At 65.9% G+C, this 18,139-nt stretch carries 16 protein-coding genes; 9 read left to right on the top strand and 7 right to left on the bottom strand.

Features of this window, described 5'->3' with window-relative positions; translation table 11 throughout:
* Positions 1 to 89 precede the first annotated feature (89 nt).
* Positions 90 to 1,181 carry a GGDEF domain-containing protein gene (locus ACXHGZ_RS09700; protein ID WP_480463581.1) on the top strand — a complete coding sequence of 364 codons (1,092 nt, stop codon included), beginning with the start codon at positions 90 to 92 and terminating at the stop codon, positions 1,179 to 1,181.
* 347 nt (positions 1,182 to 1,528) lie between these two features.
* On the opposite strand, the gene ACXHGZ_RS09695 is transcribed toward ACXHGZ_RS09700, so the two are convergent.
* Positions 1,529 to 2,827 (bottom strand): ATP-binding protein, encoded by a 1,299-nt coding sequence (locus ACXHGZ_RS09695; RefSeq protein WP_480463579.1) that lies wholly within the window; start codon positions 2,825 to 2,827, stop codon positions 1,529 to 1,531.
* Between the two features lie 6 nt (positions 2,828 to 2,833).
* Positions 2,834 to 3,535: a response regulator gene (locus tag ACXHGZ_RS09690; RefSeq protein ID WP_480464023.1), complete on the bottom strand. Its 702-nt coding sequence runs from the start codon at positions 3,533 to 3,535 to the stop codon at positions 2,834 to 2,836.
* Positions 3,536 to 3,695: 160 nt separating this feature from the next.
* Between ACXHGZ_RS09690 and ACXHGZ_RS09685 the strand changes: the two genes are divergently transcribed.
* From ACXHGZ_RS09685 to alkB, 8 genes are all read left to right on the top strand, one after another.
* Positions 3,696 to 4,871 (top strand): efflux RND transporter periplasmic adaptor subunit, encoded by a 1,176-nt coding sequence (locus tag ACXHGZ_RS09685; RefSeq protein WP_480463578.1) that lies wholly within the window; start codon positions 3,696 to 3,698, stop codon positions 4,869 to 4,871.
* 11 nt (positions 4,872 to 4,882) lie between these two features.
* Positions 4,883 to 8,005: a multidrug efflux RND transporter permease subunit gene (locus tag ACXHGZ_RS09680; RefSeq protein WP_480463576.1), complete on the top strand. Its 3,123-nt coding sequence runs from the start codon at positions 4,883 to 4,885 to the stop codon at positions 8,003 to 8,005.
* 61 nt (positions 8,006 to 8,066) lie between these two features.
* A complete protein-coding gene (gene mobA, locus ACXHGZ_RS09675) occupies positions 8,067 to 8,642 on the top strand; it encodes a molybdenum cofactor guanylyltransferase MobA (protein WP_480463574.1) in 576 nt (191 codons plus the stop codon).
* Between the two features lie 408 nt (positions 8,643 to 9,050).
* Positions 9,051 to 10,397: a hypothetical protein gene (locus tag ACXHGZ_RS09670; RefSeq protein ID WP_480463573.1), complete on the top strand. Its 1,347-nt coding sequence runs from the start codon at positions 9,051 to 9,053 to the stop codon at positions 10,395 to 10,397.
* 32 nt (positions 10,398 to 10,429) lie between these two features.
* Entirely contained in the window at positions 10,430 to 12,664 is a 2,235-nt protein-coding gene (locus ACXHGZ_RS09665) for an Ig-like domain-containing protein (RefSeq protein WP_480463571.1), read from the top strand.
* Between the two features lie 15 nt (positions 12,665 to 12,679).
* Positions 12,680 to 13,162: a curlin gene (locus ACXHGZ_RS09660; protein ID WP_480463570.1), complete on the top strand. Its 483-nt coding sequence runs from the start codon at positions 12,680 to 12,682 to the stop codon at positions 13,160 to 13,162.
* Positions 13,163 to 13,178: 16 nt separating this feature from the next.
* Complete coding sequence (locus ACXHGZ_RS09655) at positions 13,179 to 14,627, top strand: curlin (protein WP_480463568.1); 1,449 nt, start codon at positions 13,179 to 13,181, stop codon at positions 14,625 to 14,627.
* 144 nt (positions 14,628 to 14,771) lie between these two features.
* Complete coding sequence (gene alkB / locus ACXHGZ_RS09650) at positions 14,772 to 15,416, top strand: DNA oxidative demethylase AlkB (protein WP_480463567.1); 645 nt, start codon at positions 14,772 to 14,774, stop codon at positions 15,414 to 15,416.
* Positions 15,417 to 15,574: 158 nt separating this feature from the next.
* On the opposite strand, the gene ACXHGZ_RS09645 is transcribed toward alkB, so the two are convergent.
* Genes ACXHGZ_RS09645 through ACXHGZ_RS09625 form a run of 5 tightly spaced genes read right to left on the bottom strand, consistent with a single transcriptional unit; the run spans position 15,575 to position 18,139 of the window.
* Positions 15,575 to 16,417: a CsgG/HfaB family protein gene (locus ACXHGZ_RS09645; RefSeq protein WP_084858975.1), complete on the bottom strand. Its 843-nt coding sequence runs from the start codon at positions 16,415 to 16,417 to the stop codon at positions 15,575 to 15,577.
* Between the two features lie 28 nt (positions 16,418 to 16,445).
* Positions 16,446 to 16,865, bottom strand: coding sequence for a curli assembly protein CsgF (locus tag ACXHGZ_RS09640; protein ID WP_480463565.1), 420 nt, complete (start codon positions 16,863 to 16,865; stop codon positions 16,446 to 16,448).
* Positions 16,862 to 17,266: a curli production assembly/transport protein CsgE gene (csgE, locus tag ACXHGZ_RS09635; protein ID WP_084858977.1), complete on the bottom strand. Its 405-nt coding sequence runs from the start codon at positions 17,264 to 17,266 to the stop codon at positions 16,862 to 16,864. The genes ACXHGZ_RS09640 and csgE overlap by 4 nt, the downstream gene beginning before the upstream one ends.
* Positions 17,263 to 17,790, bottom strand: coding sequence for a type II secretion system protein (locus tag ACXHGZ_RS09630; protein ID WP_480463563.1), 528 nt, complete (start codon positions 17,788 to 17,790; stop codon positions 17,263 to 17,265). The genes csgE and ACXHGZ_RS09630 overlap by 4 nt, the downstream gene beginning before the upstream one ends.
* Positions 17,765 to 18,139, bottom strand: coding sequence for a type II secretion system protein (locus tag ACXHGZ_RS09625; protein WP_224459132.1), 375 nt, complete (start codon positions 18,137 to 18,139; stop codon positions 17,765 to 17,767). The genes ACXHGZ_RS09630 and ACXHGZ_RS09625 overlap by 26 nt, the downstream gene beginning before the upstream one ends.

Raw genomic sequence — 18,139 nt, 5'->3', positions numbered from 1 at the left:
ACAGCGGTCGAGGGCGGTGCAGCCCGGTGGGAGCGGCCTTGCCCGCGATGGCGCCAGCACCGACATCCTTGAGGAAACTTCTGGCGACCATGTTCAAGACCATCGAAGCGCATGTGCGCAGGCAGACGGTACCGGCAGCCCTGCGTGCCGAATTCCGCCAGCATGAATTCGAGGCCATGCAGCGCTTCTGCCTGCTGGTGTTTTGCATCAGCATTGTCATCTGGTTGATCTTCGACCTGATCGTGAGCTATCTGGGCCAGCAAGGCTTCACCTGGCTCTCGGTGCTGTTCCTGGGTCTGCTGTGCGCCCTTACCGCGATACTCGGCGTCATCCGCAAGAGCCAGCATTTCGACCTGCTCAACCTGGCATTCGTCGCCGCGATCACCCTGGCCATGCGTCTGGTGATCGAGGGCATCCCCATCGCCTTGCGGCCAGTTTGGCTGGTGCTGGGCGTATCGACGGTGCTCTACAGCGTCTCGGTGCTGCCGGTGCGCAGTTGGTCGTTCTTCTGCGCCATGGCGGTCACCTGGCTGGTGCTCAACCCCTTCTACCACACACGCATCGCCGTGCTGGAGCTCGAGGGCGCGATGCTGCTCAGCTATGCGGTATTCCTGTGCGGGCTGGTCATCTATACCTACCTGCGCATGCGCCAGGCCAAACTGTACAACTACTACCTGTCCAAGGTGTTGTTGGACCAGGCCTACCTCGACACCCTCACCGAGATCCCCAACCGCCGGGCCTTCATGGCAAGGGCCGAGCGCCATCTGCAAGGTGGCGCACCGGGGCAGTACCTGGCGATGGTCGACATCGACAACTTCAAGCAGGTCAACGACCGTTTCGGCCACGACACGGGCGACGTGGTGCTCAAACGCGTGGCCGGGCACATCCGTGCGACGATGGGGCAGCATGAGTTCGCCCGGCTCGGCGGCGAGGAGTTCGCCATCTTCTTCCAGGGGCTGGACCAACCGGGCGCCGAGCGTGAGGCCGAGGCTCTGTGCCGGCAGGTGCGCGAGGATGCCAGCCGCTACCCGGTGACGATCAGCATTGGCCTGGCCCGGGTCGATCATGGCGACACGCTGAGCATGGCGTTGGTGCGGGCTGATCAGGCCTTGTACGAGGCCAAGCACGCCGGCAAGGACCGCTTCGTGCTATGGACGACCAGGCTGGCAAAAGGTGCCTAGCAGGCCCGGCTCAAGAGAGTTGGACGATCTCCCACTGTGTCATGGGCAGTGCGGTCCTTGTGGGAGATTTCTATGGTGCTGGACAAGCCCAAATTGCCTGCGGTTGGTTTAATACTGCTCAGCCGTGCCAATACGGCCCAGGCTCCGCTCGCTTGGTGGGAGCTAGCGGAGCCTGCGATGGGCCGCAAAGCGGCCCCTCGAGTCTGGAGGGGCTCCACCGTTTGAAGGCTTGGGGCTGCTTTGCAGCCCATCGCAGGCTGTCGCCAGCTCACCGAGATTGCTGCCGCTCTCAAGACTGGCGAAATCCCTGTTGGAGCGGGCTTGTCCCGCGATTGGGGCGTTACAGGCTATCCTGCCGGCAGGCGAATCCTGAACTGCGCTCCCCCCAGGGCCGACTGCGCCACAGTCAAGGACCCGCCCTGCCCTTCGATGGCCCTGCGGCTGATCGCCAAGCCCAGTCCGAAACCGCCAGTGTTACGGTCGCGGCTGCGATCGAGGCGGTAGAACGGCTGGAAGATCCGCTCACGCTCTTCAGGCGGAATGCCGATGCCGTCGTCTTCCACGGTCAACAAACAGGCGCCATCATCCTCACGGCGCAGACGCAGCAGCAAGCTTTCATCGCAGTAACGCATGGCGTTACGCACCAGGTTTTGCACCGCACGGGCAGTCAGCCTGGGGTCCAGGACGAACCGTGGCAGGTTGTCCTCGGCGCGCACCTCCCACTGAATACCCCGGCCGTCGAGCTCTTCGACGAACCCACCCAGCACACTGTCGACCAGTTCCAGCAACGACACCTCGACCCGTTCACGCGCCTGGTCGGCATTCTGCAGGCGGCTGTAGGACAACAGCTCCAGCACCAGTTCATCCAGCTCGCGCACGTGCCCCACCAGCTCCAGCAGGCGCTTGCGGCTGGCCGGCGGCACTTCGTCGAACAGCAGCACCAGGCCGAAGTCCAGGCGGGTCAAGGGGGTGCGCAGCTCGTGGGACACCGCATTGAGCAGCTCGCGCTGCTGGTTGACGTGGCGCTCCAGGTCGCTGGCCATGGTGTCGAATACCCCCGCCAGCTCACCGATGTTCGAGCGTGGCGAAATGTGCGTACGTTCGGACATCTGCCCCTGCCCCAGGCGCCTGGCGGTTTCCTTGAGGCGCTCCAGGTCGCGCCAATGCGGCCATACCCACAGCAGCAGGCAGCCCAGCAGGGCGGCACCGATCAACACCGTGACGCCCCAGGACAGCAGGTTGATGTCGATCGGGTCAGGCGGGGTGTGCAGGCTCACCAGCCATTGCGAGTCCAGCGGGGCCAGGGCCGTGTCGTAATAACCCCAGTCGCCGATACGTACCACGTTCAGGCCGTGTTCCAGGCGAGCCTGCTCCTGCACCGTAAGCCCCGCCTGGGCCATGGGCAGCAGCTTCACCTCCAGGGGGGCAAAGCTCTGCGCCAATTGCTGCTCGACCGCTGGCCATTGATCGGGCGGTGCCTGGCGGAACTGGCGGACGATCAACGACTGCACGCCCTTGGTCTGCTCCAGGTTGTAGGCCATGAAACGGTCATGGAACAGCGCGACGATAGAGTCGGGGATGAACAAGATCGCCCCGGCATAGGCGGCGATGATCACCAGGTACAGGCGCACCAGGATCTTAAGCATGGCGTATCAGCACTCCCACTCGACCCGGCTGAACAGGTAGCCCTTGCCCCAGACGGTCTTGATCTTGCGGGCTTCGCCGGCGTTGTCGTCGAACTTGCGCCGCAGCTTGGAGATCGCCACGTCCACCGAACGGTCGGTGCCGTTGAACTCGATGCCTCGCAGTTGCTGGAGGATGCGGTCGCGGCTGAGCACCTCGCCGGCGTTGCGCGCCAGCACCACCAGCAGGTTGTACTCGCCGCTGGACAACTCCACTTCGTCGCCCCGCCAGGTCACCACGCGTTCAGCCAGGTCGATGCGCAGCCCGCCGACCTGGATCAGGTCGCTGTCCAGCCGAGGCTCGTTGACACTGCTGCGGCGCAACAGGGTGCGCACCCGGGCGAGCAGCACCCGCGGCTCGCAGGGTTTGGTGACGTAGTCGTCGGCGCCCATCTCCAGGCCCAATACCTGGTCATGGCTGTCATCGCGGGCCGTGAGCATGAGGATGGGCAGGGTCTGCGACTCCTGGCGCAGCAACCTGCACACCTGCAAGCCGTCCAGGCCGGGGAGCATGAGGTCGAGCACCACCAGGTCCGGCCGTTGCCGGCGGAACTCCTCCAGCACATGGTCGCCCCGGGCGATCACCCGGACATGGAAGTCGTTGCGTTGCAGGTAGCTGGCGATCAGTTCGGACAGGGCGCTGTCGTCTTCGACCAGGAGAATGTTCGGCATAGAGGTGAGGAAGGAACAGGGTTGGTGATGAGGCAGGATATAGAATCCACGCACGATCAACGCCAATTCTTACACTTTTTCACATTCGCCCTACAGAGCTTCACAGCCAGGCGCGCAGCGGCTGCCTTAGCATAGGCACTGTCATTTCTGGAAGATCCGTATGTCCATTTCCCTTCCCTTTCGCCTGCGCCCACTGGCGCTCCTGGCGCTGCTGACCTTGTCGCTGGCCGGTTGCGACGACGCCACCGACCAGGATGAACAGGCGCCCGCCCCCCAGGTGCGGGTGGAAACGGTGCAGGTCCAGCCCCTGGCCATCAGCACCGAACTCAGTGGGCGTATCCTCGCCCCCCGTACTGCCGAGGTCCGTGCCCGGGTGGCCGGCGTGGTGCTCAAGCGTGTGTATCGCGAGGGCAGTGACGTCAAGCAGGGCGACGTGCTGTTCCTGATCGACCCTGCGCCGTTCAAGGCCGACCACGACAGCGCCCGCGCGACCCTGGCCAAGGCCGAGGCCAACCTGTACCAGGCCCGCCTGCAGGAGCAGCGCTACCGCGAGCTGGTCGACGACAAGGCGGTCAGTCGCCAGGAATACGACAACGCCCGGGCCACCTTCCTGCAGGCCGGCGCCGAAGTCGCGCAAGCCAAGGCCGCCCTTGAACGGGCCCGCCTGAACCTGGGCTATGCCACGGTCACCGCGCCGATCTCCGGACGTATCGGCCGTGCCTTGGTCACCGAAGGTGCACTGGTCGGCCAGAACGAGACCACGGCGCTGGCGATCATCCAGCAACTGGACCCGATCCATGCCGACGTCACCCAGTCGACCCGCGATCTCAATGCCCTGCGCCGTGCCATGCGCGCCGGCGAGCTGCAACAGGTCGGCCAGGACCAGGCCCGGGCCACGCTGATCCAGGACGACGGCAGCGCCTACCCGCTGCCGGGCAAGCTGCTGTTCTCCGACATCAGCGTCGACCCGAGCACCAACCAGATCACCCTGCGCAGCGAGTTCCCCAACCCGGACCTGGACCTGTTGCCCGGCAGCTACGTGCGCGTGCGCCTTGAGCAGGCCGTGCAACCCAAAGGTATCAGCGTGCCGCAGCGGGCCATCCTGCGCGACAGCGCCGGGGTGCCGAAGGTGCTGGTCGTCGACCCACAGCAACGCATCAGCGAACGCCAGGTGGTGCTCGGCAACGCCCAGGGCGACCGCTGGATCGTCAGCGAGGGCCTGGCACCCGGCGAGCGCGTGGTGATCGAGGGCCTGCAACACGTCAAGGCCGGCGACCAGGTCCAGGTCGCCCTGCCCCAGGATGGCCTGCCCATCGTCCAGCACAACGGCCAGTGAGGGCCTGATCCATGCCGCAGTTCTTCATCGACCGCCCGGTGTTCGCCTGGGTGGTCGCGCTGTTCATTCTCCTGGCCGGGGCCTTGGCCATTCCGCAGTTGCCGGTGGCCCAGTACCCCAACGTGGCGCCTCCCCAGGTGGAGATCTACGCCGTCTACCCGGGCGCCTCGGCGGCGACCCTGGATGAAAGCGTGGTCAGCCTGATCGAGCAGGAGCTCAACGGTGCCGACAACTTGCTGTACTTCGAGTCCCAGAGCAGCCTGGGCAGCGCGACCATTACTGCCACCTTCGAGCCAGGCACCCACCCGGACCTGGCCCAGGTGGATGTGCAGAACCGCCTGAAGGTGGTCGAGTCACGCCTGCCCCGGCCGGTGACCCAGCAAGGCCTGCAGGTGGAGAAGGTGTCCACGGGCTTCCTGCTCCTGGCCACCCTCACCTCCGAGGACGGCAGCCTCGACGAGACGGCCCTCTCGGACATCCTCGCACGCAACGTGATGAACGAGATCCGCCGCTTGAAGGGCGTGGGCAAGGCCCAGCTGTATGGCTCCGAGCGCGCCATGCGGGTGTGGATCGACCCGCAGAAGCTGATTGGCTTCAACCTCACGCCCGACGATGTGGCCGCGGCCATCGCCGCGCAGAACGCCCAGGTGGCTCCGGGTAGCATCGGCGACCTGCCGGGGCGCAGCACCCAGGAAATCACCGCCAACGTGGTGGTCAAGGGCCAGCTGAGCGCGCCCGAGGAGTTCGCCGCGATCGTCCTGCGTGCCAACCCCGACGGCTCCACGGTGACCATCGGCGACGTCGCCCGGGTGGAGATCGGCGCCCAGGAATACCAGTACGGCACGCGCCTGAACGGTAAGCCGTCCACTGCCTTCAGCGTGCAACTGTCCCCCGGCGCCAATGCCATGGAGACCGCGACCCTGGTGCGGGCGAAAATGGAGGAGCTCTCGGGCTATTTCCCCGAGGGCGTGCGCTATGACATCCCCTACGACACCTCGCCATTCGTCAAGGTCTCGATCCAGCAGGTGATCAGCACCCTGTTCGAGGCCATGCTGCTGGTATTCGCGGTGATGTTCCTGTTCCTGCAGAATCTGCGTTATACGCTGATCCCGACCCTGGTGGTGCCGGTGGCGCTGATGGGCACCTTCGCCACCATGCTGGCGCTGGGCTTCTCGGTGAACGTGCTGACCTTGTTCGGCATGGTCCTGGCCATCGGCATTCTGGTGGACGACGCCATCGTGGTGGTGGAGAACGTCGAGCGGATCATGGCCGAGGAAGGGCTGCCACCCAAGCAGGCCACGCGCAAAGCCATGGGCCAGATCAGTGGGGCCATCGTCGGCATCACCCTTGTGCTGGTGGCGGTGTTCCTGCCGATGGCCTTCATGAAAGGCTCGGTGGGCGTGATCTACCAGCAGTTCTCGGTGTCCATGGCGGTGTCGATCCTGTTCTCGGCATTCCTCGCCCTGAGCCTGACCCCTGCCCTGTGCGCCACCCTGCTCAAGCCGGGGGCCAAGGGCGAGCACCATGAGCGCAAGGGCTTCTTCGGCTGGTTCAACCGGCGCTTCGAGGGCATGAGCAACGGCTATCAGCGCTGGGTGGAACACGCCCTGGCGCGCAGCGGCCGCTACCTGCTGGTATACGGGGCGCTGCTGGCGGTGCTTGGCTACGGCTTCAGCCAATTGCCGACCGCCTTCCTGCCCACCGAGGACCAAGGCTATACCATCACCGACATCCAGCTGCCGCCCGGGGCCAGCCGCATGCGCACCGAGCAGGTGGCCGCACAGATCGAGGCGCACAATGCCGAAGAGCCAGGCGTTGGCAACACCACACTGATCCTGGGTTTCAGCTTCTCGGGCAGCGGGCAGAACGCAGCATTGGCGTTCACCACGCTCAAGGACTGGTCCGAGCGCGGCGCCGACGACAGCGCGCAATCGATCGCCGACCGGGCCACCGCAGCCTTCAGTCAGCTCAGGGACGCGGTGGCCTATTCGGTCTTGCCGCCGCCGATCGACGGCTTGGGCGAGTCCACCGGCTTCGAGTTCCGCCTGCAGGACCGTGGCGGCATGGGCCACGCGGCGTTGATGGCGGCACGTGACGAGCTGCTGGCCAACGCCCGCAAGAGCAAGGTGCTGGTCAACGTGCGCGAGGCCTCGCTGGCCGAGAGCCCGCAGGTGCAGCTGGAGATCGACCGCCGCCAGGCCAATGCCCTGGGGGTCTCGTTCGCCGACATCGGCGCGGTGCTCGATACTGCCGTGGGCTCCAACTACGTCAACGACTTCCCCAACCAGGGCCGCATGCAGCGGGTGGTAGTGCAGGCCGAGGGCGACCAGCGCAGCCAGGTGGAAGACCTGCTGAAGATCCACGTGCGCAACAGCAGCGGCAAGATGGTGCCCCTGGGCGCCTTCGTCCAGGCCCGGTGGGTCAGCGGCCCGGTGCAGCTGACCCGCTACAATGGCTACCCGGCGGTGTCGATTTCCGGCGAGCCCGCCGCCGGCTACAGCTCCGGCGAGGCCATGGCCGAGATCCAGCGCCTGGTCGACCAGCTGCCAGCCGGCGCCGGCCTGGAGTGGACCGGCCTGTCGCTGCAGGAGCGCCTGTCCGGCAGCCAGGCCCCCTTGCTGATGGCCCTGTCGCTGTTGGTCGTGTTCCTGTGCCTGGCGGCGTTGTACGAGAGCTGGTCGATCCCCACCGCCGTGCTGCTGGTGGTGCCCCTGGGCGTGCTCGGAGCGGTCCTGGCGGTCACCCTGCGTGGCATGCCCAACGACGTGTTCTTCAAGGTCGGCCTGATCACCCTGATCGGCCTGTCGGCGAAGAACGCCATCCTGATCATCGAGTTCGCCAAGAGCCTGGTCGACCAAGGCCAGGACCCGGTAGGCGCGGCCGTACAGGCCGCCCGCCTGCGCCTGCGGCCGATCGTGATGACCTCGTTGGCGTTCATCCTCGGCGTGGTGCCGCTTGCGATCGCCACCGGGGCAAGCTCGGCGAGCCAGCAGGCCATCGGCACCGGTGTGATCGGCGGCATGCTCAGCGCCACCCTGGCGGTGGTGTTCGTGCCAGTGTTCTTCGTGGTGGTGATGCGCCTTGCCCGGCGACGCCAAGCCAAGGACAGCCAGGCAGTGACCCACCAAGCCTGACTGGACAACACCGGCCTGACATGGGAGGGTTCCCGGCATCAACTGCCTGGAACCCTTTTTCATGTCCACTGCCCTGCCCCCTTGCTCCACCTTGATTCTTGCCGGCGGTCGCGGCCAGCGCATGGGCGGGCGCGACAAGGGCCTGCTGCCCTGGCGGGGCGAGCCGCTGGTGGCGCACGTACAACGGGCGGTGAGGCCGCTGTGCGACGATGTGGTGATTTCCTGCAATCGCAACCACGAGGCCTATCGGGGCTATGCCGACCAGTTGGTGTCCGATGCCGAGGCGGATTTCCCCGGGCCGTTGGCCGGTGTGATCGCTGGGCTCGCGGTGGCGCGGCATGCGTGGGTGGTGCTGCTGGCCTGCGACGCGCCCCAGGTCGACCGGGCATTGATCGAGGGCCTGCTGCGCTTGGCCGTCGAACACGACAGCCCGGCCATGGTGCGCCAAGGTGGCTATTGGCAGCCGATGTTCAGTGTGTTGCCGCGCAAGGTATTGCCGGTGCTGGAGCAGGCCTGGCGGGAGGGCGAGCGCAGTTTGCAGAAGGCGCTGTTGCGCGGGTCGGTGCAGGGGTACGCGTGTGCCGAGGACGATGCAAGATTGAGCAATTTCAACAGCCCCGAACGGCTGGAAGAATAAGCTGCCTGGGCCGGACTGATCGCGGGACAAGCCCACAGGGATTTCGCAAGTTTTGGGAGCCGCGCAATCTCGATGGGAGCTGGCGACAGCCTAGGCCGTATTTGTACGGCTGAGAAGTATTAAACCAACCTAGGGCAATTTGAGCTTGTCCAGCACCATAGAATCTCCCACAAGGACGGCTGGGTTATCTTCCACTGGCCGACGCTACAACGGGTGATGTTGCCCCCCGGCATTCCCCAATGCTGGGGACCACAGCCCACCGCCGCTCCCTGCAACCGCAACGCGAAGCCCCTCTGTAACCTCCGTCCTAGAGCCATTCAAGCGACCTATCGAAAAATTGGCACGGCTGTTGCCGATCCCTCATCAGACGCCCCAACCCATGGGCCCGTTTGCAGGAGGGTTTGACTCATGCACCGATTGACACCCCACCCGCTGGCAGTGGCGATCTTCGCCAGCATGCTCCAGCTTCCGGCCCAGGCTGCGCTCAATGCGGTCGACCAGGGCGCTCCCCTACCCGAGAACGGCGGCTTCGCCGCCTGGTACCAGGACACCCATGGCCGGACGCTCGACCTGTGCCTGTCCAAGGCGGTGAGCTCCCGGGCGCCCGGTGCCCCCGGCGCGCCGTCGTACATGTGCACGCTGCTACCAACGCCCGGCGTGTTCGACGACACCAAGCCGATCGCCTTCCCCACCAACTTCCCCGACGAAGCCTTCTGGTTCACCGGTGACGCCTCCATCGTCGATGCCGCCCGGGGCATCGACCTGGGCTACGTCTCGGCAATCGAGGCGGCGTTCAGTGCCGAGGAGCCCAAGGAAGGCGACCAGATCAGCTTCGCCCGGATACGCATCCGAGTCGACGTACCGACCGCCGGGACCTACATCATCACCCACCCCTACGGCGTCGAGGTGTTCGACGTGACCACCCCGGGTACACGGGCGATCAACATGACCCGCGACATCGGCATCGGCTCACCGGGCAACTTCACCGGCGCGCTCAAGGGCGATGTCGGGCCGTTCCTGCGCAGCGTCAACGGCCCCTACACCGAAACCAACCCGGAAACCGGCGCGAGCGAGCAGTTCGTGGGCGACCCCAACTTGGAAGAGCGCGTGACCGGCAGCCCGTTCAATACCAACTACGTGCGCATCGAAGGGCCCAATGGCCTGGATCTGCGCACCGAACTGTTCGCCGTGTCCGGCAAGCTGTCCATGGTCAACCTGCCGACCCCGCTGCTGCCTCAGCGCAGCACCTATTCACGGCACTTCGAGAATGGCGACCTGCGCGCTCAGCAGGATGTCTTCGTCATGGCCCCGCCACCGCCGGCCACGGTCACCCTGACCAGCCAGACGCCCAACCTGGCACTGACCGAAGCCAATGGCACCGGCACCTGGTATGCCCAGTCGGCGCTTGACCCGACGTTGCCCACCAGCCTTGGGATCACCGCCGACAACAGCGTGGCCATCCCCACCAGCAGCGCCACCAGCGCCAACCTGGCGCTGACCGATCTGGTGACCATCACCCGCGCCGAATACAGCCTGTCCAGGGCCGAGCTGACCCTGGTCGCTGCCACCAGCGACGAGACAGCGCCGCCGACTCTCACGGCCCACACCGGCAACGGCGCGCTGATCGGCGACCTCGGCGGCGAAGGTGCGGTGAAGACGCTCACCCGTGGGCTTTCGCCACTTCCGCCGGCCACGGTGCAAGTCACCAGCGCGCATGGCGGCAGCGACAGCGAAGACGTGGTGCTGGTGCCATGAACAGACAAAGGCCCCGCCTTCAAGGAGGCAGCATGAATACTTGGCCACGCCGCGCGCTGTACGCAGCCGGGCTTTCCCTTACCCTCTCCGGCGCGGCCTGGGCCACGCTCACCGAGGTCGACCCAGGCCCCTACACCCTTGCCACCGGTGGCTACCCGATGTGGTACAAGGACGCCAGCGGCCTGTCCCTGGAGCTGTGCCAGTCGCGTGCCACCAGCTCACGGGCACCGGGCGCGCCAGGTGCACCGGCCTATATGTGCACCCTCCTGCCAGAGCCTGGCGTGTACGACGACACCTTGCCCCTGGTGTTCCCGGACAACTGGCCACCGGAGATGTTCTGGTTCCTGGCCGAGACCGATATCCCTGCAGTCGGCAACAGCGGCTATGAACTGGAGGTCTATGTCGCCGGTATCGAAGCCGCCTTCGCCGCCGAGAACCCGGTCGATGGCGACCAGCAGAGTTTCGCCCGTATCCGTATCCGCGCCTCGGTCCCTACCGCCGGTACCTACACCATCACCCACCCGTATGGCGTCGAGACAGTCGTGGTCAACACCCCTGGCCGGCGGGCGATCAACATCACTCGCGATATCGGCATCGGTGCGCCAGGCGACTTCAGCGGTGCCTTGCGGGGCGATGTCGGGCCGTTCCTGCGTAATGCCAGCGGGGCGCTGTATACCGAGATCAACCCGGACACCGGCGCGCTCGAGTCCTTCGTCGGCGACCCAAACCTCTCCCAGGAGGTCATCGGCAGCCCGTTCGACACCAACTTCGTGCGCATCGAAGGCCCGGCCGGGACCATCCAGACCAATGTCTTCAGCCTCTCCGGCAAGGTCCTCGACCCACGGGCCCAGACGCCTGCGACTCTGGAGCGCGCCACCTACCAGCGCAACGGCAATGGCACCCGCGTCGAAGTCTTCGCCAAGGCCCCGGGCGATGCCAGCGTGTGCATGCGCTTTGGCCTGGCACTGGTCGGCTCGCCCGCGACGCCCTGCCAGTTCGACCTGCTGCCCGACAGCAACGGCCTGTTCTTCGGCCAACAGCTCAACCAGGAAGCGCCGCCCTCGGTGGTAGTGGTGACCGCGACCAGCCCTGACCCGGACACCCGGCCGACGGCCTTGTCGAGCAAGCTCACCGACGTGGTGAAAGTCAACACCGCACGCTTCGACTGGGCCACCAAACGCCTGGTGATCGAGGCCAGCTCCAGCGACGAAGTGCAGGTGCCGGACCTGGTCGCACAAGGCTATGGCCGCCTGTCCAAGGGCGGCATCGTGCAGACCCTGACGGTCAACGACCTGGCCCAGCCCCCGGCCAGCGTCACGGTGAAGTCCGCCGCCGGTGGCAGCGATGTCGAGCCGGTGGTGGTGGTCGGCACTGCGCCGGTCGCGGCCGAGAACCAGCCACCGCTGGCCCAGGCCGATGTCGCCAGCACCAGTGTCGGGGTGCCCATCACCCTCAACCTGCTGGAGAACGACAGCGACCCGGACGGCAACGTGCCGCTGGTCATCGCCGACCTCACCCAACCCGGCACCGGCCTCGGCTCGGTAGTGGCCAACGGCAGTACGGCGGTCACCTATACCCCGCCACCTGACGCCACCACCGCGTTCCCTGCCACCTTCAGCTACCGCGCCCAGGACGCCAAGGGCCTGAAGTCGGAAGTGACCACCGTCACCGTCAACGTCGCGCCCAACCAGGCACCCACCGCTGTCGCCGACAGCGCGGCAACCCTGGGCGTACCGCTGACCATCAACGTCCTGGCCAACGACACCGACCCTGAAGGCAACCTACCGCTGGTGATCGACAGTGTCACCCAACCGGCATTGCTGCGCGGCACGGTGACCCACAACGGCAGCACGGTCACCTACACCCCACCGGCCCTGGTCCTCACGCCCTTCACCACAACGTTCACCTATGTGGCGCGTGACTCGGTGGGTGCGCGCTCCAGCGCCGGGACGGTAACGGTACAGGTGTCGCCACGTCCGGCCCAGGAGACCTTCACGGTCACTGCGGCAACCGTCACGGCGCGCTCCAACAACCGCTTCAACTGGGACATCAGTGGTACGTCCTCGGTGGTCACCGGTAACACCGTCACGGTGCAGGTGACCACCCCGACCGGCCTGGTGACCCTTGGCAGCGTGCCGGTGCCGCTGACCGGGCGCTGGCGCCTGGTGGTGAGCAATAGCACCACCATCGTGCCATCGGCCAACCCAACGGCGACCGCCACCACCAGCCAGGGCACCACGCGCACCGTACCGGTGGTCGTGCAGTAGCCCAAGGAGGACGCCATGAAACGCCTGAACCCCTTGCTGCTCTGCCTGGCCCTGGCGGGCCAGGCCCTCCAGCCAAGCTGGGCCGATGACCTGATGGACAACGCTGACCTTGCGGTCGGCAGCGACCTCGGCGAACCGGTGATCGTGCGCCTGCTGCCGGCCGGCGCCGGCCAGGTGGCGGTGATCGAGCAGCAGGGTTCGGGCAACCGCGCCGCCCTCGACCAGAACGGCCAGGCCCTGCTGGGCCGGATCGTCCAGGCCGGGGACGCGCAGGAAGCTTACATCCTGCAGGAAGGCAGCGACCTGATGGCCACAATCGTCCAGCAGGGCCAGGGCAACAACGCCGCGATCCGCCAGAGCGGCAGCAACAACAGCGCGTCGATCGAACAGATCGGCAACTACAACAACGCCAGCATCGAACAACGCGGCACGGGGCTGACCAGCGCCGTGACCCAGGCCGGCAACGGCCAATACGTTCAGATCACCCAATACCGATAGACCTGGAGGCACCACCATGTTCAAGCTCGCTCCCTTAAGCGCCGCCATTGTCCTGGCGGTCGCCGGCCAGGCCATGGCCACAGACAGCGTTTCGGAACAGTCCCAGCAGGGCACCGAGAACATCGCCGAAGTGCTGCAGAACCTGGCACCGAACGCCACGATCATCCAGGACCAGACGGGCCTGGGCCACAACCACATGGCGGTGCAGGACACCAGCACCAGCCAGATCGAGCAAACCGCCACCGGCTCCTACAACGCCGGCTACGGCGACCAGATCTTCGAGAACGGCAGCACGCTGATCCAGAAGTCCGGCGGCAGCGGCAACGACAACTTCGCCAGCCAGTCCCTGGGCGCGGAGAACCAGTCATTGCAGATCCAGGACGGCGTGGGCAACCGCTCGCAGGTGTTCCAGGACTCGCAGATGGGCGCCAAGGCCACCACCGAGCAGAAAGGCAGCGGCAACGATGCGGTGGTCGAGCAGCTGTTCAGTGGCAGCGGCAACAAAAGCCTGATCAAGCAGGAAGGCACCGGCAACAGTGCCGCCGCCGAACACCTGTTCCACGAGAACGGCGAGATCAAGATCCAGCAGATCAACAGCAACGCCAGCTGGGCCTATGGCGACCAGCGCGACGGCCTGGGCGGCGTGCTGGAGATCCATCAGGTCGGTACCGCCCACAACGCCGAAGTCTGGCAGGACACCCAGATCGCCAGCAACGCCAGTGTCTATCAGCAAGGCCAGAACAACGAAGGCTACATCGACCAGAGCTTCGGCCAGGGCAACAGCGCGAGCCTGTCCCAGAGCGGCCAGCGCAACGCCAGCTGGTCGGACCAGTTCGAGACCAACCAGTCGGTCACCAGCATCACCCAGAACGGTAATGACAACCTGCACTTCACCTACCAGAACGGCGACAACCACAGCCTGGTCATCAGCACCACCGGCAACGGCAACAAGATCCAGGCCAGCAACTGGAAAGGCGACCGCGCAGGTGGCCAGTTCGGCATGGGCCAGCAGGCGCAGATCACCCAGAATGGCTACGGCAACACGGTGAACATCACCCAGAACGGCATGGAGCAATTCGCCAAGCTCGGCCAGACAGGTACCGACAACACCATGCTGACCAACCAGGCCGACAGCAACAACGAGCTGTATTTCGAACAGAACGGCACCGACAACCTGCTGATCGCCGACCAGCGCGACAACAACAACTATGCCGCAGGCTTGAGCGCCGGCAGCGACAACAAGGTCACCCTCGACCAGTCTGGCCAGTACAACCAGAGCTACACCTACCAGCTGTACGGTAGCGGTAACGAAGCCACCATCAATCAGGTCGACAGCGCCAACGTCGCCTACGTGACACAGGGAGGCACCAACAACCAGGCCTTCGTAGACCAGAGCAGCATGAACCAGAGCGCCACCATCACCCAGTACGGCACCGCCAACCTGGCCACCGTCACCCAGCAATAACCCCCTCCCCCTTGGACCGCGGTGTTCCCTCTCCCTGGCGCCGCGGTTCCTTTTTCCTGCGATCTCACAAACACCGAAGCAACTGAGGCAAACCTCTTCGCGCAACGACGTTACAATGGCCGCACATCAACCGGCGCCGTCACCATGATCCAGTCCGACCTCGACCTGTTCGGCCCCCAGCCGCAACGCCTGGCCAGCCATACCGTGCTGCTGCCCGGCTTCGCCCTGGCCGAGGTCGAGACGCTGCTCGATGCCCTGCGCCCGGTGCTGCGCGCCGCGCCCTTCCGGCACATGCGCACCCCTGGCGGCCTGCACATGGCCGTGGCTCTGACCAATTGCGGTGCCCAGGGCTGGGTCAGCGACGAGCACGGCTATCGCTACAGCCCTACCGACCCCAGCACCGGCAAGCCGTGGCCGGCGATGCCCCAGGCGCTGCTCGATCTCGCGGCACGCGCCGCCGATGCAGCCGGTTTCGAGGGGTTCGTGCCCGATGCCTGCCTGATCAACCATTACCTGCCCGGCACCCGCCTGACCCTGCACCAGGACCGTGACGAGCGCGATTTCGGCCAGCCGATCGTGTCGCTGTCCCTGGGCTTGCCGGCGGTGTTCCTGTTCGGCGGGCTGCATCGTTCGGACCGGACCCAACGGATACCCTTGAGCCATGGCGATGTGCTGGTGTGGGGTGGCGAGGATCGCCTGAGGTATCACGGGGTGATGCCGATCAAGCCTGGTGTGCACCCGAGGATGGGGGAGCGGCGGATCAACCTCACATTGCGCAAGGCCAGGTAACGCAGTCGCGGCACAAGCCGGAGCTCCGAACGCTGTAGGAGCGGGCTTGTCCCGCGATCAAGGGCGAAGCCCTTGCCAGGCGACGGTGATATCGGGCCCGGCCCAATCGCGGGGCAAGCCCGCTCCCACAAGCTCCTGCACAATCAGACAGCAGTGCCCTACTGCTGCTGATACTGGCTCAGGTACTTGTCCAGCACCGCCTTGTCGCCGCTGCCATCGCCCGCCACCTGCCACAGCCGGCGCTCGATACCCTGGGCCAGCAGGTGGCCTACCGCCGCCTCGATGGCCGAAAGCACGCACAGCTGGGCCGGCTCGTTGGTGGTGTAGCCGACCTCGGCCTCCAACAGCTTCTTGAATTCGATGAACTTGAACACACCGGCACTGCGCCCGACCGAATAGATGGTCTTGCTGGTCATCACGTTGGCCAGCACCTGGCCGCTGCGCACGTCCACCGCCCGCAGGTTGACGGTGACCTGGTCGACCCGGTATTCACGGGAGATGTCGATACCCAGGTAGCGGGCTCCTTCGCCGCCGCTGCGTACGTTGGTGTCATAGGCGATGATGCCGCCCTCGAGCATCAGGTTGGCCGCCTGCAGGGGCGGCAGTTCGCCCTGGATGTTCAGCGGCACGTCCGGCTTCTTCTGCGAGGCGCGGATGATCTTGCGTTCGGTCAGCAGGTTCTGCAGCCCCTCGCGTTCGAGCACCACGAACCAACCGCTGGCATTGAGCGCATCCATCAGCATGCTGGCCGCCCCCTGGGTGACGCTGGTGGAGAACGAGCTGGCCGGGGTCGGCTTGTACTGGCCGGTCTGGTCGCGGAAGCCGTACACCACCGCCATCAGCCTGCCCTTGGGCCGTGGCATGTTGATCAGGTCGTAGTAGGTCGAGGCGCGCGGCGTCAGGGTCGGGATCGCCCCGTCCTGTTCGGCGGGCATGGGCTCGCGCAGGCCGCAGCCTTGCAAGGTGGCGAGGATCAGCAGTGTGCTCAGCAGGCGTTTCATGGTCGTTCTCCCCTATCGGCCTTCCCTCTCAGGGGTTAAGGCCACTGACCTCGATGATCGAGACTTCCCCTGTCGCACGGTCGGTGACCTTGATGCTCAGGGCCCCGGAGTCGTCGATCACGTCGATCAGGAACGAGTCCGTGGACATGCTGCCGGTGGTGCCGTTGCTGATGTTGTCCAGCAACTGCGAGAGCAACCGTGATTCGAGCTGGTTGCTGAAGCGCTCCAAGGCCGAGGTGCCGGCGAAGGCCGAGGCGCGGTCCTTGAGGTCCGGATCATCGTGGTCGTTCTGCGCCTGGGCGTTGTTGAGCAACCAGGTCCCGTTGAGCGGGTTGCCGCCGAACGCTGGGTTGACCGGGGTATACACCAGCTCCGTGGCCTGGATGGGGCCGACGAAGGCGCCGGCCAGCAGGCAGGCGGCGATACAGCGGGGCATGCGCGTGTTCATAGCTCGTCCCTCTCCAGATCAGTGGTGTCCTGCAGCAGGCGTTGCAGCTTGCGCTGGATGATTTGCTGCTTGACCAGGTCCGCCGCCGCGACGGCCTCGTCTTTGAGTTGCGTGGTGTTGGGCGGCAGGAAACGCCGGTACAGCACCTCGCGTTCGTACTCCACCGTCACCAGGCTGCCCCAACGGGCGTCGGGGCGTTCGCGCACCACCAGGTTAAAGTCCAGGCGGCTCGTGGCGCGCAGGCGGTCGGTGAAGTCGTTGTAGAAGTCGTGGCCAATGTGCGAAATGGTGTTGTCGACGATGAAACCCATCATTTCGTCCTCGGCGCCGGCCCGGGCCGGCGTGGGCATCCAGGCGGCCAGCAGCAGGCACAGGCAACACAGGGTGGCGCGCGCGTTCATGGCGTGTCTCCTGGGCCGGCGTGGGTGCGGGCGCCACCGCCGGCCTCGGCGAAGGGCTGCTCGGCGACGAACTGCCAGTCGCTGTAGTGCTCCAGCCCTTCGAAGCCGGACCACTGGGCATCGAAGCCGCTGCGCTTGAGCGGCGCGGCATCGGAGCTGCTGTAGACGCCGGTGATGCGGCCATCCACCGAGCGCAGCAGGCCCCATTCCTGGCCGTTGGTGACCGGGTCCGGGTAGAGCCTGCGGATGTGCCGCTGTGGCGATGGGAAGCGATTGTCCTCGAGCAGGTCCTCCAGGGCCTGGGGGTACTGAGCCAGGCCTGGCGAGGCGCGGTAGTAGCTGCGCAGGGCCTGGGCATACTGGCCGCCGACCCACAACAGCTGGCGCTCACGCTCGCGCTGGGCATTGGTGGCCCACAGGGTCCCGGTGGCGGCCAGGGCCATGCTGCTGACCGCGATCAGGAACAGCACACCCAGGTAGGTGAAGCCCGCGCAGGCCTTACCATTCGGCATAGAGGCTGCCATCACGCGCCCTCCCTGTGGCACCGCTCTTGATATCGGCCACGCCGCCGCTGACCCCTTCCGGTGGCGGCACCAGCTTCCAGGCATCGCTGCGCTCGGTGAGCGGATCGACCGGGGTGTTGCGCAGGTAGCGTTGTTCGACCAATTGCTCCAGCGACTCGGGGTAGCGGCCGGTATCGCCGTAGTAGTGGTCCAGGGCCTCGCGCAGCACCGCCAGGCTCTGGCGCAGGGTCGCCTCGCGGGAGGCTTCCAGGCTGTTGAAGTAGCGCGGCATGGCGATGGTCATCAGGGTGGCGATGATTGCCATGACCACCAGCAGCTCGATCAGGGTGAAACCGCGGTTGCGTTTCAT

The sequence above is a fragment of the Pseudomonas shiyinii genome (assembly GCF_056725765.1).
The sequence above is the reverse complement of the archived record's forward strand: the minus strand, read 5'-3'. Positions and strand labels throughout refer to the sequence as shown.

Coding starts and splice junctions, on each gene's coding strand:
- ACXHGZ_RS09700 (WP_480463581.1), top strand. CDS start 90: ATGTTCAAGACCATCGAAGCGCATGTGCGCAGGCAGACGGTACCGGCA.
- ACXHGZ_RS09695 (WP_480463579.1), bottom strand. CDS start 2,827: ATGCTTAAGATCCTGGTGCGCCTGTACCTGGTGATCATCGCCGCCTAT.
- ACXHGZ_RS09690 (WP_480464023.1), bottom strand. CDS start 3,535: ATGCCGAACATTCTCCTGGTCGAAGACGACAGCGCCCTGTCCGAACTG.
- ACXHGZ_RS09685 (WP_480463578.1), top strand. CDS start 3,696: ATGTCCATTTCCCTTCCCTTTCGCCTGCGCCCACTGGCGCTCCTGGCG.
- ACXHGZ_RS09680 (WP_480463576.1), top strand. CDS start 4,883: ATGCCGCAGTTCTTCATCGACCGCCCGGTGTTCGCCTGGGTGGTCGCG.
- mobA (WP_480463574.1), top strand. CDS start 8,067: ATGTCCACTGCCCTGCCCCCTTGCTCCACCTTGATTCTTGCCGGCGGT.
- ACXHGZ_RS09670 (WP_480463573.1), top strand. CDS start 9,051: ATGCACCGATTGACACCCCACCCGCTGGCAGTGGCGATCTTCGCCAGC.
- ACXHGZ_RS09665 (WP_480463571.1), top strand. CDS start 10,430: ATGAATACTTGGCCACGCCGCGCGCTGTACGCAGCCGGGCTTTCCCTT.
- ACXHGZ_RS09660 (WP_480463570.1), top strand. CDS start 12,680: ATGAAACGCCTGAACCCCTTGCTGCTCTGCCTGGCCCTGGCGGGCCAG.
- ACXHGZ_RS09655 (WP_480463568.1), top strand. CDS start 13,179: ATGTTCAAGCTCGCTCCCTTAAGCGCCGCCATTGTCCTGGCGGTCGCC.
- alkB (WP_480463567.1), top strand. CDS start 14,772: ATGATCCAGTCCGACCTCGACCTGTTCGGCCCCCAGCCGCAACGCCTG.
- ACXHGZ_RS09645 (WP_084858975.1), bottom strand. CDS start 16,417: ATGAAACGCCTGCTGAGCACACTGCTGATCCTCGCCACCTTGCAAGGC.
- ACXHGZ_RS09640 (WP_480463565.1), bottom strand. CDS start 16,865: ATGAACACGCGCATGCCCCGCTGTATCGCCGCCTGCCTGCTGGCCGGC.
- csgE (WP_084858977.1), bottom strand. CDS start 17,266: ATGAACGCGCGCGCCACCCTGTGTTGCCTGTGCCTGCTGCTGGCCGCC.
- ACXHGZ_RS09630 (WP_480463563.1), bottom strand. CDS start 17,790: ATGGCAGCCTCTATGCCGAATGGTAAGGCCTGCGCGGGCTTCACCTAC.
- ACXHGZ_RS09625 (WP_224459132.1), bottom strand. CDS start 18,139: ATGAAACGCAACCGCGGTTTCACCCTGATCGAGCTGCTGGTGGTCATG.